Source organism: Pedobacter sp. B4419, assembly GCF_059693725.1.
Genome location: NZ_JCASSL010000001.1, coordinates 1,911,152 through 1,928,474 on the forward strand (window position 1 = coordinate 1,911,152; position 17,323 = coordinate 1,928,474).

At 43.5% G+C, this 17,323-nt stretch carries 13 protein-coding genes; 1 reads left to right on the forward strand and 12 read right to left on the reverse strand.

Translation table 11 applies throughout. From position 1 onward, the window contains the following. Positions 1 to 6: 6 nt before the first annotated feature. The 4 genes from AC570H_RS07910 to AC570H_RS07925 form a co-directional block, all read right to left on the reverse strand. Positions 7 to 3,204: a SusC/RagA family TonB-linked outer membrane protein gene (locus AC570H_RS07910; protein ID WP_497353451.1), complete on the reverse strand. Its 3,198-nt coding sequence runs from the start codon at positions 3,202 to 3,204 to the stop codon at positions 7 to 9. A gap of 224 nt (positions 3,205 to 3,428) precedes the next feature. Next, the gene (locus AC570H_RS07915) at positions 3,429 to 5,405 is read right to left on the reverse strand and encodes a 7TM diverse intracellular signaling domain-containing protein (RefSeq protein ID WP_497353453.1); all 1,977 of its coding nucleotides are present in this window, start codon (positions 5,403 to 5,405) and stop codon (positions 3,429 to 3,431) included. Continuing rightward, the gene (locus AC570H_RS07920) at positions 5,402 to 6,853 is read right to left on the reverse strand and encodes a sulfatase family protein (RefSeq protein ID WP_497353455.1); all 1,452 of its coding nucleotides are present in this window, start codon (positions 6,851 to 6,853) and stop codon (positions 5,402 to 5,404) included. Before AC570H_RS07920 ends, AC570H_RS07915 begins: the two co-directional genes overlap by 4 nt. 392 nt (positions 6,854 to 7,245) lie before the next feature. Continuing rightward, the gene (locus tag AC570H_RS07925) at positions 7,246 to 7,884 is read right to left on the reverse strand and encodes a DUF6266 family protein (RefSeq protein ID WP_497353457.1); all 639 of its coding nucleotides are present in this window, start codon (positions 7,882 to 7,884) and stop codon (positions 7,246 to 7,248) included. Between the two features lie 464 nt (positions 7,885 to 8,348). On the opposite strand from AC570H_RS07925, the gene AC570H_RS07930 reads away from it, so the two are divergent. Beyond that, on the forward strand, positions 8,349 to 8,783 hold the full coding sequence (locus AC570H_RS07930) for a VOC family protein (protein WP_497353459.1): 435 nt from the start codon (positions 8,349 to 8,351) through the stop codon (positions 8,781 to 8,783). 56 nt (positions 8,784 to 8,839) lie between these two features. Here the strand turns inward: AC570H_RS07930 and AC570H_RS07935 are convergent, their stop codons facing one another. From AC570H_RS07935 to AC570H_RS07970, 8 genes are read right to left on the reverse strand one after another with little or no spacing between them, the layout of a single operon-like run. Then, a complete protein-coding gene (locus tag AC570H_RS07935; RefSeq protein ID WP_497353461.1) occupies positions 8,840 to 9,487 on the reverse strand; it encodes a carbohydrate-binding family 9-like protein in 648 nt (215 codons plus the stop codon). 14 nt (positions 9,488 to 9,501) lie between these two features. Continuing rightward, positions 9,502 to 10,260 (reverse strand): glucosamine-6-phosphate deaminase, encoded by a 759-nt coding sequence (locus AC570H_RS07940; RefSeq protein WP_497353463.1) that lies wholly within the window; start codon positions 10,258 to 10,260, stop codon positions 9,502 to 9,504. Between the two features lie 37 nt (positions 10,261 to 10,297). Then, positions 10,298 to 11,494, reverse strand: a complete 1,197-nt coding sequence (gene nagA, locus AC570H_RS07945) for an N-acetylglucosamine-6-phosphate deacetylase (protein WP_497353465.1) — start codon at positions 11,492 to 11,494, stop codon at positions 10,298 to 10,300. A gap of 8 nt (positions 11,495 to 11,502) precedes the next feature. Continuing rightward, positions 11,503 to 12,828, reverse strand: coding sequence for a sugar MFS transporter (locus AC570H_RS07950; RefSeq protein WP_497353467.1), 1,326 nt, complete (start codon positions 12,826 to 12,828; stop codon positions 11,503 to 11,505). A gap of 4 nt (positions 12,829 to 12,832) precedes the next feature. Then, positions 12,833 to 14,371 (reverse strand): beta-N-acetylhexosaminidase, encoded by a 1,539-nt coding sequence (locus tag AC570H_RS07955; protein ID WP_497353469.1) that lies wholly within the window; start codon positions 14,369 to 14,371, stop codon positions 12,833 to 12,835. Positions 14,372 to 14,410: 39 nt separating this feature from the next. Continuing rightward, positions 14,411 to 15,370 (reverse strand): glycosyl hydrolase family 18 protein, encoded by a 960-nt coding sequence (locus AC570H_RS07960; RefSeq protein WP_497353471.1) that lies wholly within the window; start codon positions 15,368 to 15,370, stop codon positions 14,411 to 14,413. 1 nt (position 15,371) lies between these two features. After that, complete coding sequence (locus AC570H_RS07965) at positions 15,372 to 16,367, reverse strand: glycosyl hydrolase family 18 protein (RefSeq protein ID WP_497353473.1); 996 nt, start codon at positions 16,365 to 16,367, stop codon at positions 15,372 to 15,374. 11 nt (positions 16,368 to 16,378) lie between these two features. Then, a complete protein-coding gene (locus tag AC570H_RS07970; RefSeq protein WP_497353475.1) occupies positions 16,379 to 17,317 on the reverse strand; it encodes a DUF5017 domain-containing protein in 939 nt (312 codons plus the stop codon). Between the last annotated feature and the right edge of the window lie 6 nt (positions 17,318 to 17,323).

Below are 17,323 nucleotides of genomic sequence, written 5' to 3' on the forward strand. Positions count from 1 at the left end.
CATCCATTAAAATGAAACCCTGCATCCAAGGTTATATCTTCTCACAATTGGGTATACGTTGGTGCCTGCCGACTCAGGGTCTATCCTTTTGTCGAGGTTGGTAAACGTTAACAAGTTGTTTCCGTTTGCATAAACCTGAAGGCTGTTGATACCAAAGCGTTTGGTAAAATCTGGATTGAAGCGATAAGCTACTTCTGCACTTTTTAAGCGTACATAAGCCGCATTTACATAGGTATAGGTGCTTTGCGAATTGCTGTGCGCCGTACCCAATAGCTTTAAAGCCGGCTTGGTAGCCGTGGAGGCAGTCTCTGGTGTCCAACGGCCGCTTACATCCTGTTGTGCATTCACAAAACCATTGGTAAAATCCCAAAGCAACAACGAAGGCATTTCACGGCTGACGTCGGTTGCCCCATAAATCAGTGCATTGAAGCTCCAGTTTTTTAACGTCAACCCAAGCGACAGGCTATAAGTCTTCATAGGGATGGTGGTATTTTCCATGGCTACCACGTCCTGTCCGTCTACCCTGCCATCGGCATTGAAATCTGCAAACATCAAATCTCCTGGAATAAGCTGACCTTGCGGCACACCCAAATTAGCGCCTGCGTAGTTATAGATATCATCCAAAGAACCGTAGTAGCCATTGTCAACCAGCCTTGCCTGCCAGCCGATGGGCTTGCCTGCTTCGCGCTGGTATTCGGCCCTTCCGCTAGGATCGTCTCTAAAAACCACCCTGTTTTCTGAGGTAGAAAAACCTGCTTTGATAAAGTATTTGGTCGTACTACCAATCTTGCCATCGTAAGCCAGCTCCGCTTCCAAACCATGGTTTTTGGTACGGCCTATATTGGTTGGATAGACCCCATTGCCCAGCCATACTACCGGAGTTACCAATTGCATCAAAATGCCAGAACGGTCTTCCTTAAAAAGGTCGACATTTCCTTTTAGCCTCGACGAAAACATGCTGAAATCAAATCCAAGGTTTTGCTTGATACTGGTTTCCCAAGTCGCTTCGGGATTGGCAATGGCGCCTTCCTGGTAAAGCGGGCCATAAGAAGTAGTGCTTGTAGTACCCAGGTTAATGTTGCCGCCCGAGCCATAAAGTGCCACGTAATTGAAACGGGCTGCAGAGGCATCGCTACCCACCTCACCTCTCGAATACCTTACTTTTAACAGGTTAAGCCATTTGCTGTTGCCCAAGAGTTTTTTTAGGTAAGGCTCTTCCGAAATAACCCATCCCAACGAATAGGATGGAAAAATGCCATAGCGTTTTCCGGGAGCGAATTTTTCGGTTCCACTGTAGGCGGCATTAAATTCGGCAAGGTACCTGCCTGCGTACGAATAAGTAGCGCGACCCACCAGATCCTGCCTGCGGAAGTCATAGGGAATAATCGAACCTGCATCGGCATTGACTTCTATCTGGCGGTTCAACAATACCAGGCCGCTCACGTCGTGGTTGCCGAATTTCCGCTGGTACCTGCCCGAAAATTCGTAGTATAGCCTACGGCCATAACCATAAATATTATCGTAAGAAGCCTGCACCGGCCCAAACTGCGCATCGTCGCTGGGAAAGCGTTTTTCGAAAGTTACCGGATAGCTGATGCTTCCATCTCCATTTTGGGTCGGATTTGACAAATCATAGGCTCTGTAATACCGGAGTACGTTGATACCGGAAAAACCGCCGCCAATACCCGAGCGCAGAATAGACGATTGGTAATTGGAGTACGAAGTATAAGAAACCCTGCCCTTGAAAGCCAGTCCCTGGGTAATGAAATCGAGCTTTTGGTCGAGGATGGCATCATAAAATCCCTGATAGTATTTATAGATCCGTTGCCCGCCTTCGTTCAGGTTCATCAGCATGTTGTGCTCGCCAGAGGCCGAATCGCCATAAGTGCCATCGGGATACCTGATCGGAAAAACATTTCGAGGAGCCTGAAAAATCCGGTTAAAAAATTCGTCTTGTCCAAAGCCACTTTCGCCAGCGCCGTCTATCCGATAACCAGGCTGGTTCCGGTAACGGAAATTGCCCGAAAAATTAACGGTAAAAACAGTTGATTTGGTGATGTTGAAGTCAAAATTCGATCGCCAGTTGTAGCGCTGGAATCTGAATTCGGGGTCGAACTGTGCATTTTCTTTCGTTTTATAGATATCGCCATCATCCAGATACCCCAAAGACACGAAATATTTCATGGCATTGATGCCCCCGCTGGCGTTGATGTTGTACTCTTTTTGTATGCCCGTTCCCACCAGCTCATCCCACCAGTTTACATCTGGAAAGTATTGGTTGTAGGGACCCGCATTGCCCATGTTCTTCTGCCAGGCCGAAATTACAGACTGCGGAATAACGTTATCCCAAAGTAAGCTGTTAACGGCCGCCTCGTTGTACATTTGCTGGGCAGTGGCATAATCTGCAAACTCCGGTTTAGCCGTAGGTGTTTTCATGCCAAAATTGCTGGTGAAGTTGAAGACTGGCTTTCCAATCTTGCCCCTTTTGGTGGTAATGAGGATAACCCCATTGGCACCCCTCACACCGTATACCGCAGTTGCCGATGCATCTTTCAAGATCGAAACATTTTCAACCTCGTTGGGGTCTACCTGATTGATATCGCGTTCTACCCCGTCTACCAGAGTCAGTGGCGCAGAACCGTTCCATGACGACCTGCCCCGGATAAAAATATCTGCCGCATCAGAACCCGGCTTGCCGTTAGAATTGATGGCCGTTATGCCTGGCATAACGCCTTGCAGCGACTCGGAGATCGAGTTAACGCCTCCTGCTTTCAACAAGTCACTTCCGTTCACCATACTGATGGCGCCCACCACGCTTTCTTTTTTCTGTACGCCGTATCCTACAATCACCACTTCGGTTAACCCCTTTGATTCGGGCTTGAGGCTTACCGTTAGGTTACGGGCTTCTGTAACGGTAATTTCCTGCGCGGTATAGCCAACGGTGCTAAATACCAATACTGCTCCCTTTTTTACCGATAAGCTAAACTGCCCCTTGATATCGGTAAGCACCACATTGGCTGTTCCTTTTTCCCTTACCGAAGCACTGACCATCGTTTCGCCGGTTTCGTCTTTCACCGTGCCGGTAATTTTGATGTTTTCCTGCTGCTGCACCTGAAAAAGCAATGCATTCGCTGCCCTTGCCATGAGCGAACCGCCAAGCAGAAAGGCAACAAGGCAACAGCTGTAAATTAATCTTCTTCTCATTTTTTCATTGTTAAAAAATTGGTTCAAAAAGGCAATAGAAAGTCTATACCACGGTTAAAACCGCAGTTCGGCAACACCTAAAAAGGTGATCAGCTCAATTGCCTGTTTATTTTAAGACCACCTGCAAAGACTTGCCGTGGCATTGTGGCCGATGGCTCACGTTTGGATGTTGGGTAAATTTTTGTTCATATTACGTTTGGTTGGTTAATTTATTTGTTTTGCTGTTAGTCTTCGTCTGTTACGGCCATTGCCTTGCCACGCTCAGTTTTGGTGTATTTGCCTAGGATGAGCTTGTTCCAGCCATGCTCGCCAGAAAAACGGAATTCTTTTTTGCGTTCTTCCATAATCTTTCTGATCCTGTTGCTGTACGACCAGCAGGTGCTCTGCCTAATTTCGAGCAGGCGCGCAAGCTTGTGCGACGAAATTTTCCCTTTGCTGGCATAGATCAGAAACAGCAGGTAAAAAGCCTTGTGAATGGGCACATGCGATTTATGAAAAATGGTGTTTACCGTGAGCGATTCCTGGTAATTGCAACGTTGGCACCGGCGGCTGTAGGGCGCATTGCCGTTTAGGTAGGCATCGCTTCCGCATTTGATACAGGTAAAGCCGCCGCCCCATTTCAGGTTGCCCAGGTATTGGTAACAGCTTTCGTCATCTGGATAAAGCTTGCTAAATTCTTCATAGCCCACTTCTTCATCAAGCGCATGCGCCTTGGTCACCGCTTTGATATTGGTTTCCAGTTCCTGTTTGTCTTTTTCCAGCAAGGTATTCATCCGCGATATTTCTTCGGCTTGTTGCTTGAGCATTTCGTTGGCTTCGGTGAGCTGCCCCATCTGTTCTACAATGGTTGCCGATCGGTCCATCAGTTCGCGGGTACGGTTCTTAACCTGTACCTCGAGCTCCTGGTTCAGTTCGTCCTTCAGTTTCTCGTCGTACCTCAGCTGTTCGATCAGCTTGTTTTGCGCCTCGTCGCGCTCCCTTTTCATGATCCTCACGTTATCGCTGATTGAAAAGGAAACAAAAAGCATTTCCATAATGAAACAAAAACCCAAGCTGTAGTGGGTAGCCCAGCCCAATGGGATAATGGAAATATTCATGGCAATACTGGCCTTAACCAAATAGCCCAACATCAAAAAACCATAGCCAATTACAAAGAAACGGGCAGGCTTGTAACCACTGTACAAACGATAGATGCCGGTTCCCAAAATGAGCAGCAACGGCACAATTTCTATGAATTTGTAGATAAACCAGCTTTTGTCAATCATCAGGCAACACAGAAAAAACAAGGCGCGCAAACCGATAACAACGTTAAACAGCCTGTCGAGCTTTGGTGCTTCTTTACGCAGCTGCAGAAAGCTTTTGGCAAAATACATGGAAAACGCACTGGCAAAGAACAGGAACACCCCATAGGCATATTGGTTCCAGTCAGGATAGTTTTGCCAAAAATACTGGAAAGCGATGCCGTCTGTACACATTTCGTACAGGCCGATGCTGCAATTGAAAACCACATAATAGATATAGCGCATCTGCCTCAGCGAAGCGAACATCAGCAGGTTGTACATGCTAAAGAAAATGATCATCCCATAGAAAATTCCAAAAACAAGATATTCGTCTAAGGCATAAGCCATATACCAATGTACCGATTTGAGGATGACCAATACATTGGCAGGCTGGGATGATTTTACCTTGAGGTAATAATATTGAGGCGTTGTTAATTCATGATTAATGTCTATGCTAAAATTTTTATGGCTATAGTTGCGTTTGCCAAAAGCAATTTTATCACCCATGCGATATTCGGCATATTTACCAGATGGCAATGGACTGTAGACTGACAGCTCGTCGATGGTCTGGTCATAAAATTCGATGACCCAGTTGCTGTTGATGTTTTCGTTCGGGGAAATTCGTATCCTGTACCATACGGGCTGGTTAAGGTCGCGGTACTTGAGTGGAAAAATCTTGCCGGGAACAAACCTATCTGCTGTTTCAGGCTTTTTCATATCGCCAATGCCCAGTTTGCCCGAGGGATCTTTCAAATAATAGATCTCATCATTGATAAACAGGTGCTCCTTGGCAGTATCGGTAATTTTGATGGCCTTTTGCGCCCAGGCACCAAGAGAACCGAGGCATAGCGCAAGCATCAATACCAAGCTGATAGCTGGTATGAAACAACCTGTTTTTGATATGTTTAGCCCTAACTTCATTTTTTTGGAACAACTGCAGCCTTGCGCCTATTTTCTCCGGTACGTCCGGTAAGGTCGTCGCCAAGATCTTTGCGCGCCTCTTCCGCAATTCCCATTATTTTTTGCATGATCTCCGGATAAAGCGTCTGTACGTCATAGCGTTCTCCCGGATCATGTGCAAGGTCGTACAAGCCCAAAGGTACCTCTGCCCTTGGAATTTTTCCGCCATTGCCGTTCTTTCCGTGCAAAGCGGTATAGGTTCCGCCTTGGTGCGGCAATACCAGTTTCCAGTTTTTGTACCTGACACCCTCCAGGTTATTCTTGCCAAAATAGTAGTAAAAAACGTCTCTTGGTCCCTTTAACGTAGTTGGCGAGGTAAGCGAAGGAAGGAAGTTAAGGCCATCTATTCTGTTTTTTGGCAAAGGAGCTCCCGTAGCAGCCGCAATAGTGGGCAAAAGGTCCATATTCACCATTAGCTGGCTATAAATACCTCCGGCTTCGATCTTCCCAGGCCACCTCATAAACAGTGGCACGCGGGTACCACCTTCGCCTGTAGTCGATTTGCCTTCTTTGAAACCGGCCGCAGAACCGGCATGGTCGCCAAAATTGAGCCACGGTCCGTTATCGCTCGCCACGATCAGCAAGGTATTTTTATCAAGCTTCAAATCAGACAATGCTTTCATGATTTCGCCTACAGACCAGTCGATTTCCATGATGACATCGCCGAACGGTCCCATTTCGCTCTTGCCTTTAAACCTTGCCGACGGCGCCAGTGGCACATGTGGCATAGGCTGCGCCAGATAGAGAAAAAATGGATTGTTTTTGTTCTGCTTGATGAAAGATATCGCATTGCTGGTAAAAAGTTCGGTAAATTTAGTCTGTTGCTCATGCGTCTTTATCGTATCTACAGCCACATCGCCTTTTAACAAAACAAGTTCCGGCCACGTAAATCGGGTGTCTTTAGGATTGGTAACCTTTTTGCCATCATGGTCTCTAGGCCAGATATCATGCGAATAAGGCAAACCCAAAAAGCTGTCGAAGCCATAGTGTATCGGAAAAAAAGGAGCCTGGTTGCCCAAGTGCCATTTGCCGAACATGGCTGTTTTATAACCAACTTTCTTTAACAGGGAAGCAATGGTTTCTTCGTTAGGATTAAGCGCCATATCCGATCCAGGCAAAATAGCTCCCGATATGCCTATCCTGTTAGGGTAGCACCCGGTTAGCAATGCGGCACGCGAAGCCGTACATATCGGCTGTCCGGCATTAAAGTGCGTAAACCTGGTGCTTTCTTTAGCAAGTTTGTTAAAGTTCGGTGTCGGAATTCCCGTCATTCCATAAGGCTCGATGTCTCCATAACCCATGTCATCAAAATAGATAATGATCACGTTTGGGCGAACTACCTTTTGCTGGCAAAAAACGGTGGGGATAGAAAATACGGTCAGCAAAAAGAAGGCAATACATTTTTTCATGCAGTTTACATTTGGTTTATAATCTCCAAATATATTGCGGCCAGAAGCATAAAAACAAATTTTAACAATCACAAAAAACTGATTATTAACAAGTTACACAACAAATGATACGCTTTAAAAAAATTACTTTCGTTTGCTTAACAGCTAGTAATCAGCACGTAAGAAGAATGTTCAATGCATTTGCTTGAGGCAAACGATACGTTTTCATATTTATGTACTTTTTTTAATACCTAAACTCTTTTCATTAAAGGTGAATAGTTTTTAGGTCTGCATTGGATACCTCGGGAGAAATGTTCACCGATTCCGCAAAAGGATGAACTACTATTCCGCTGCAAAATGACGCGCTATCTTCCATCGTATCGGCGTCTGAAGTTTTGGTCAATTTTTATGCGCTAAATCACAACAGTTCCTGTATAGGTACTCATTGCAATATGTTGCCTGTCATCTGAAATAAATGAAATCCAGGTATGCAGTTCATTGCCCTTTTCAGCTGCTGGTATTTCAATCGTCTCCATGCCCTCGCTTCTCCTTGCGCCACTCAATTTAAAATAAGTCTGCTGTGCTTTTACGTTGTAAGCGATCACCATTACCTGATCTGTTTCCCTAACCCAGCTGTTGCCAGGATGGTTAACCCAACTGAAATGAAGGCCCACATCATCTTTAGCCACACTTGCATTTTCTGCACCCATCAAGCTTCCAAATGTTAGGCAAACCTTAGCGCAATCGATATCGCCATTGGCATCCAATGCATTAAGCATGTTGTATGATTTGGCTGCATTGTGTGCAGTCATCAGCCGCAGTTTAGATTCGAGGTTGTACCCTACTCTGATGAAGGGAATTAGGGGTTTAAGAAAATGCTGCATCTTGGTAAAACCAGACCTGCAAGCCTTTTGTTGGGCCGTTCCTTTTTTGTTTTTTAAACTGGGTTTGGGTAAGCTTCTCATTACCCATTGTCCGTTGAGCTGATAGCCAATTACCCCACCTACTTTCCCTGTGAAACCACCATTGATTCCTTGTTTAAACGTTGCCATAATTTTCAAGATTATGGGATGATCAACCCTAAGATAAGAAAGGAAGATAATAAATTTATCATTTTATCAAATTTAACACGGGCTTAAAAGGGGGTTTATTCGGTTTTATTTGTCACAAGCCCGAATCAAGTCCGTTTTAACGCTGTCTAAAGTCCATGCTAATCTATACGTCCTGACAATGAATTTCGCTGTCAATCTTTCGATCTCCTTATTCTTACATAAGACAGGGTTTGGTTAGTATTGTAACGAATGCCATGAAATTTCCTATTATTATGCCTCGACAAAAAAAATGCAAATATATTTACGGAACTTAAAGTCATCATTTTTAATGAGTCGTTTGAGCGAATGGATAAATTGGAGGGCTTCAGGATCGGCTTTAGCATGAATTAAAACATGGAAGAGCTGTTGAGCAATTATCGCGAAGATTATAAAGAAAATGACTAGCACATTTAACCCTAAACATCATGAGAACAATTAACCCATGGATCAACTTTAACGGCAACGCTGAGGAAGCATTTACTTTTTACAAATCGGTTTTTGGTGGCGAGTTTACAAAAATTGTTCGTTTCAGCGACATCGCGAGCGAAGAATTACCGATAGCAGCCAGTGAGGCGAACAAAATCATGCACATTGCCTTGCCAATTGGTAAGCATAACGTGTTAATTGCCAATGACGTTCCCGAATTTATGGGGCGCGTAAACGAAAATGAAAACAGGTCTAAAATATCAATCAGTGCGGAAAGTCGTGAAGAAGCCGATAGCATATTCAATGGTCTATCAGCAGGTGGTGAAGTGGAAGGACCTATCGGCGACAGCCCATGGGGTACTTACGCCGGCATGTTCAGAGATAAATATGGCATTGAATGGATTGTAGAATTTGACCCAAATTACGAGGGCTAAATTTTAATTAATTCTTTAAGTTGATACTGGATGATGGAGATGAAAACAAACCTTGTTTATTCAAATATAATCTCACCAAAAAATTCCGGCTGATGAAAATCAGGCTTATCACTTACAATGGGGTTCCAGACCAGAAAGTCTTTTTCTGGTAAATTGTCGCCACATTTATAAAAGTTTGCCCTGCCTTTCAATTTCGAAAAAGAATTGAGCTGATGGTATAAAAAAACCTGCTTTGGAATGGTCAACTCAATTTCCCAATCGAAACCATGCGCTTTAGGAGTTAATTTTTTATTGACCAAAACTTCCTTAACCACTTTTACAGGCAGTAATTTTCTGTCGGATCTCGATCGGCCATAGCCTATTTTGCCTACGCCTAAACAATTAAATTCGATATTGTAATACGCTTCAGGGGTAAAACCGATGAAAAATTCTACACAATTGTCTTTATTAACAGCTGAATTAATGGCGCGCTCCTTCGATATAAAAAAATCATCTTTAATGAAATATTTCAACAAGATGGATGAGCCCGTATGTGCGATAGCAAAGCTGGCAGAACAGGCCGTATCAAATTGTGGCCAAGGTTTATTGGAAATTTCATAACGTGGCAGCCTGTCCAATTCGGCAAAAGCTGTATGCTCTTTTTGATTTTCTACCTGCAAATACTTAACCTTCGCAATTTGTTGCGCAACTGATGGCAAAAACATATCCTTCTCCCCTTTTACAGCAGACTGCTACTTTCGCGATCTAAAAAAATAACAGTTCCAGCATGGGTTCTCAAGGCCGTTGATGGATAAGCGTGGCTGATTGGTTGATTTAAGGTATCGTAAACTGCATTTGCCTTTCGCTGGCCTGGTACGATGCAAAAAAGATAAGGAGCGCTTAACAATGCCGGAATGGTTAACGTTAAGGCATGTGTGGGTACCTGATCGATCTGGTCAAAACACCCATCATTCACCTGTTGCATCCTGCAGGCCTCGTCTAATTCAACCAATTTAACCAATTCCGGATCTTCAAAATCGGCAACTGGCGGATCATTAAATGCCAAGTGCCCATTTTCTCCAATGCCCAGGCAAACGATATCAATAGGGTGCTTTTTAAGCAGTTTGGCGTAGCTCTCGGTAGCTATCGAAGGGTTGACTTCATTTCCACTGAGGTAATTGACGGATTTAAATTGATGCAGGCCAAAAATCCTATCCTTTAAAAAATTTCCAAAAGTTTGCGGGGCGTTGGCATCCAATCCCACATATTCGTCCATGTGAAAAGCATTGATTCTTTCCCATGGCAAATCGTATTGGTTCAAGGCCTTTAAAAATTCGTTTTGCGAAGGCGCAGCGGCAAAAACCATGTTAATTTCTGCCTTATTGGCTAACAGCAAAAGGATTTGGTTTGCAACTGCTGCCGCAGCCTGCGCTCCCATTAGCGCTCGTGTTTCAAATATTTTTGTTTCGGGAACAGGTGTATTCAGTTTTGTTGACATATGAAATAATGGTAGATTAATGATTAAAATATAAGAGCTAAGGCCTATTTGAATAAACAAGCTTGCCATTTACAAAGGTTGAACTGATTTTTATTTGCTGATCAAAAATGAGGATGTCTGCATCTTTCCCAACCGCAATAGATCCTTTAGACTGATCGATCCCGATAATTTCTGCGGGTGTTAAAGAGGCCATCCTAATGGCTTCTACAAGTGGCACATTGGCCAGTTCGATCATATTCTTGACCAACAGATCGGCCGTGGCCACACTCCCGGCAAATGAGCTGCGATCGGGCAATTTGGCTACATTGTCTTCCACAATCACCCTGATCCCGTCGCTCAGGCTCCCTAAAATGCTTTCTCCAGGAGGCATACCTGCAGCCCGCATCGCATCGGTAATCAAGGCTGTTTTTTCGGGACCTTTAATTTTATAGACAAGTTGCAGCAAGGGGGCCGGCAAATGCACACCGTCTGCAATAATTTCGACAGTCATTTGATCAATCAAATAAGCGGCCTCCACTACGCCAGCATAGCGGAAAGCATTTCTGCGGGTAACCCCAGTCATACACGAATAAAAATGCGTAGCATGCGTAAAGCCACAATCTAATGCCTTTAGCACATCTTCATAAATCGCATTGGTATGCGCAATTGCGGGCATCACCCCGTTTTGTTGCATGTATTTGCCAAAAGCCAAGGCTCCTTCTAATTCTGGCGCCGCGCTCCATCTCTTAATGTCTTTCGAGTAGGCCAATACTTCTTGGTATTCGGCTACTATCGGGTTTCGGATATATCGAGGATCTTGGGCACCACGTTGCTCCATCGAAAAATAAGGACCTTCGATATGTAAGCCAACAAAACTGGCGCCCGAAGAATTTTCCTTTTTCGCCAAGGCGTACAAGTCCAGTGTTTTTAACAGGTCGTCTTTTTCACAGCTGAGCGTGGTGGGCATCAAGGCAGTGGTTCCAAATTTGGCATGGGTATTTGCAATTTCTAAAAAAGCGGTTAGCGTATTGTCCATAAAATCGTGGCCACCACCGCCATGAACATGGATATCTATAAAACCTGGAGCAATGTAGTTATTCTTGGCATCGATCAGTTCGGCACCTTCAAACTCGATATTTTTATCGGTTACTTCAACGATTTTTCCATCCTCTATCAGTATGCTGGCATTTTTTAGCAAAGCATTTGGTTTGATAGCCGTACCATTAAAAATTTTTATTCTATTGTTAATATTCATAACCAAACCTATTTCTTAACAAACCACTTCTTCATTTTAAAACCATACCAAGCATAAAACGAGAGGTACACATAACAAGGCAACAATACCCAATAAGCCGTTCGCATGCTGTACAAATCGGCAAAATGACCATAAAAAAGAGGCAGGATGGCATTGCCGCATAAACCCATGATGAGCAAGGAAGCACCAACTTTGATAAACCTGCCCAAGCCATCGAGTGCCAGTGGCCAAATCCCTGCCCAAATCATTGAATTGGCAAAACCAAGCAACACTACAAACCAAATGCTTAAATTGGCCTGATGGCCAAAAAAGCTAACCTGAGCATCGCTATACACAATTAAAAAGGTTAAAACAACTCCCAAAAAGGTACAGATCCTCAATGCCTTAAGCTGACTGATGTATTTGGGAATTAAAGAAATACCCAATAAATAGCCAACGATGGTTGCCGTTAAGGTGTACGAAGGAAATAATTTGGCATCTACCATGGCAATGTTCATCGAACTTGCATAATTGATGATCGTATCTACGGCAATCACCTGCGAACCGACATGAAAAAATATGGCAAAAGCACCCAATATCAAATGCGGAAAGTGCAAAATGTGGTTCTTGCCAGCGTTAGAAAGTGCCACCTCTTCAGGTTCGGTATCGGTATCGATTTCGGGCAATGGAGAAAGCTTGACCAAAAATCCGAGCAGTACCAATACGATGCCCACTACAATATAAGGCTCTACTACCCTCAAAATCAATTGATCCAAAGCCCGTTCCTTACTAACAACATCCATCGCCATGATCTGTGTAAAGAGCGCCTTATCTGTTTTCTTTAAAATAACCGCAGCCAACAAGGTTGGGGCTATAATCCCTGCCAGTTTGTTGCAGATCCCCATAATACTGAAGCGCTTGGCGGCCAATTCTTTAGGCCCCAATATGGTTACGTAAGGATTTGCGGCAGTTTGCAAAATGGCCAGACCGGTTCCGAGGGTAAACAGACCCAATAAAAAGGCAGTGTACGACCTGAAATATGCAGCGGGTACAAATACAAATGCCCCTACTGCCATAATGAAGAAACCGATCATCATGCCCTTTTTAAATCCGCCCCTTTTTAACAGATACGATGCGGGGAGCGACATCACCAGGTAAGAAATGTAAAAGGCAAAGGCAACCAGGTACGACTCAAAATTATTGAGCTCGCAGGCAAATTTAAAGTACGGAATGAGGATGGCATTGATCCAGGTTACAAAACCAAAAACAAAGAACAGCACGGCAATGATGACAATTGATTTTCTTGCATCCGATTTGCTGATCGCGCCAACTTCCACAGGTGTATTCGTTTTCATTAGGTCAGTGCTTATTTTCTAGTTTAGCTAACAGGGTTTTGAGCCTAGCATTTCGGAGATTGTTTTCTTCCTGCAATTCAGACAGGTAAAAGGCATGTTTATTTAAATCGATAAACCTTTTGTCGAGGTCTGCAGGCTTAAGTTGCTTTAATACCCGTAAAAGCTCATTGGCACTGGCTTCATTGTAGTTTTCGCTATTGACTTCGCCTTCAACCCACATACAGGTGAGGTAAAAATCCCTGATATTGGCCATTAAAACATAGTGTGCAAACTCAGCACTGTTTGTTTTAGGCTTCAGCTCCTGCAAAATCTTCGATGCCATAACTGCGCTGTCCAGCAATTGCTTAACAGAAAGGCCTGGCTTTTTAACCAGCCCCTGGCTTACCTCATATGGAGCTATTTTCAAGGCCTGCCAAAACAAACCGGCTTGTTGATCATTAAATCCATAGGTTTTTTGGCTATAGTCTTTCACGAATGCCTCAATCGCTAAAGGCTCTTTGGTTTTAATTCCCTGAAAAAAAGCATCAACCAACATGTTAAAACCCGTTAAGGGATATACCCTTCTTATTGGAGGCAAATCAACGATATCAGTTGAGGATTCATACACTGGCGAATAAATCCCTGAGGTTGACCAAGACGTCATCACGATGCCTTTATAGCCCAATGCCCTTGCCTGTGGAATAAAGGTTTTAATGTTCTCAAAATGCTTATTCCATAGGGTTAAGTTATAGTTATCGGGCGAGCTTCTTAGGGCCGGTGCACCCCAGATTTCAAATCCGGTTTCCATCAGTTTTTTATGGTCGCCAAACCTATTTAGGTCCCAGCCATAATTCCAATCTATGAAAATGGTTTCTTTGGGAAGCTCTTTCAGCGCATCTGGATATTTCAGTGCAATATCTGCCCAAACAATCGGTCGTTTCCCCAAACTGATCACCAGTTCGCAGAGCATCTTTACATAATCGCCGTAAAGCTTGCCTTTGCCCACCAGTGCGACTTTTTTCTTGGAGGCTTCTGAACTGCCCAAAAGATAAGTTTCATCGCCTCCAATGTGGATATACTGCGATGTATGGGTAGAGATCATGTCTTTATATAGATCTCGAAAAAGTGCTTTGCAGGAATCCTCCATTAAGGGGTTTACCTGAGAATGTTCTTTGGCATCCTCGCGCAGGTTTTTATAGCGATAGTTTTTAAGGATGTACTCCACATGGCCAAAGCTCTGCTGCAAAGGAATGACATCAATATTTAACGAATTACAGTAGGCCACAAAAGACTTCACTTCATCGCGGGTATAGGCGTACCTGTTCGAAATTGTCCGATGCTTTTCATAGGGATAGGTAGCTTCCCATTCCATAATGAGGGTATTGATGCCGTTTTTACTCAGTTTGAGGGCAAAGTTTTTGAGTTCAGGCATTTTCATCACCTGGATCCGGAGATCCAAATGAAATCCTTTGATTTTAAAAGAATCAGCAGCAGATTGGGCCTTGGCCTTGACGCCACCTAAAGCAAGTAGCAGTATCAAGCTCATAGCAGCAGTCCAATCCATTCTTGTCTTTTTAAATTTATCTATCCTCATGTTTCAGGCTTAAGGTTTCTTGTTCTTTTTGGGTTTGGTTGCCTTGATTTCGTCGTCAATGGCTTTTAATAAAGAGGCTGGATCGGTTGTATCCTGTAAGATTTGCCAAACCATGATCCCTCCTGCTTCCTCAAGTGCATAGGCAGTTCTTTCCCTGGTTTTTCTGATACCATTATAGCTGATCACTAAACCATCCTCGCTCCGTATTATCGAATCTTTTAGCTCTGCACCCGGGTATTTTACCAATAAATCTTTGTATTTGATGGTTACAAAGGTTTTGGCGGTATCGTATCGGGCATAAAATGCGGTACCCAAAACCAATTTCTCTTTAGGCAGCCCCCTATCTACTTTCCAGTAATTGAGGCGTCCTTTGGCGTATTCGAAAGAGGCATGAAGCTTTGCCGAAGCTCCATAGGCCATAATGTTTACAAAATCGTAGGCTTTTAAACTGGCATCAGATATTTTGCCTCTGGTCCACCAACCCACAGCGCCCGTGAGCAACTTACCCTTTGGTTTTAATTTAGCTGCCAAACCCAATACAAAAGGCTCGTAATTTTCATCAATGTTTTTTCCTTCCAAATCCACATCAATGCCATCAACCTGATATTGGTCTACCAGCGCAACTACCTTATCGATAAAGCCCTTGATGTTTTCAGGTTTTAGCAATTTATGGTATTGTGCCTGATCTGAACCTCCGGCCAAGGAAAGCAATACCTTTACCTTGTTTTGATGTGCTTTCTTTACAATCTGGTCCAAGCCTTTGCCTTTTGACAGTGGAAAATTACCCAAGGTATCGGGGTTAAAAAAAGCGATATTGATGTGCGTAACCTTTGTAAAATCGAAAGCGTTGACGTGCTGTTCTAGGGAAACATTGTTGGTGAGGTAAACGACCACCTTAAACTGTGCATTTACACTTAAACAAAGGCCCAGAAAAAAAGCCAGTACCAGATATAATTTCTTTTTCATCATGCTATTTTGTTCCTTTTATGGTATCATCAATGAGTTTCAGTAATGAATTGTCATCAAAACTATCGTGCATCAGCTGCCAAATCATTACGCCACCGGCTTCTTTCAAAGCCAATTCTGTTTTTGCCTTGATGGTTGCTTTTCCGTTGTAGTAAACAGTGCCTCCGCTATTGGGCAATACAATTTCATCGGTATCTTTTGATTCGGGAAATTGCTGCACAATGCTTTTCCACGACATTTCCCTGTACTTGCGATCGGCATCTGGAACAATACCAAAGCCATAACCGTAAAACGGCAGTCCAATAACCAATTTATCCTTTGGTACGTTGGCATTTAGGCGTTCTTTGGTCCAATAATTCAAATGATCGGTTGCATAAGAAAGCGGCGAATGCTGTCCCGGGTCTTTTGGTCGCCAAGGCCCTGTTTTATCATAGGCCATGACGTTGATAAAATCAAACTGCGACAAAGCCACATCTGTGATTTTTTTCCTGGTGTAATAAGCCAATGCCGCTGTGAGCAATTTTTTACGTTCTACTAAAGGCTGTTTAAGCGCTACGATAAATTTTTCATAGTTCTCATCAATGTCATCGCCCTCTAGGTCTACATCAATGCCATCTAGCTTGTATTTTTTAACAAGGGCGATAAAATTTTTCACCACCCGGTCTCTTCTTTCATCTGTAAGTAACTTGGCATAATAAGCTTGCCTGCTTCCGCCACCGCATGACATTAATACTTTTACATTTGCGCGATGTGCCAACAAAACCACGCTATCCAATTCGGGCATTTCTTTGAAATTGCCAGCCGTATCTGGATTGATAAAAGCGATATTCAGATGGGTAAGCTTTTTCAAATCGATCATTTTAAGATCGCTCACCATATTAGATTTCGACCTCAGGTAACCCACCACCTTAAACTGTGCATTTGCCACAATCGGGATTAGAAAAAGAACAAGGGCAATAGCTCTTTTGAAATGCTTTCTTATTTTTTGATTCGTTATCATATCCTCAAAAACTATGGAGTTACCGTAACTACTAGTTCCTTCACCACTTTGCGCTCGCTTTTGGCCGTGGTATTAGAGGCCACAAAAGTTACCTTATAAGTGCCCGGGGCATCGTAAGTAAACGAATAGCTTGACAGTGGCAAATCAACATATTGTTTAATTGCCGTACCGTAATCTACGCCTAAGTTAATATCATCTACCTGAAATTTTTTAGAGATACCCCATTCTTCATATTCTTGCCTAAAATAAGGCGAAGCTGATGTTGGCGCACCAAAGAGCATGATGGATGAAGACACTACACTGCCAGTTGTGGCCAAAGGGTTCTTTTTAACCTGTTTCCAAGCCATAGTGGTATAGTTTGCCAGCGACATGCTTGTGCCATAAGTAGTAACGCCTCTCAATACATGTGCGCGTGTTCGCCAATTGGCGCTTGGCACCGTGCCAGTTGATACTGCCGGGGCAATGTACTGATAAGCGATATAAAAGGGCTTTCCTTTTTCTGTAAGCGAAAAAATCTCTTGGGTAGTTGAATTGGTCCAACCGGTATCAAACACCGCTGGAGCCCCAAAAACGAATTTACTTGTCATGTCTTTCCAAGTGGCTTTTGATAGGTTTTCATAATCATAAACTCCATTGAAATCGGTAGAGATGAGCACCTTCGGAATGGCCGCATTAGCAGTTGGCGCATTATGGGTTTCAAAAGAAAAATACAACTCCTTCAAGGCATCAACACGCTTGGTCTCTCTAAAATCATAAGCGTTTCCTACTTTCCCCGAGTAAAAGGAAATCTGAAAGGCATCGCCTCCAGTAAACTGAAAATCCAACTTTTCGCCAACCTTATACGTTGTTTTGGGCAGGGTTACATCAAATTTCAGTTCGGGAGCATCTGCAAACTTCTTACAAGAACTGGCCACCAGGGCAATTATTGCTATACATAATATCTTTTTCATCTTGTT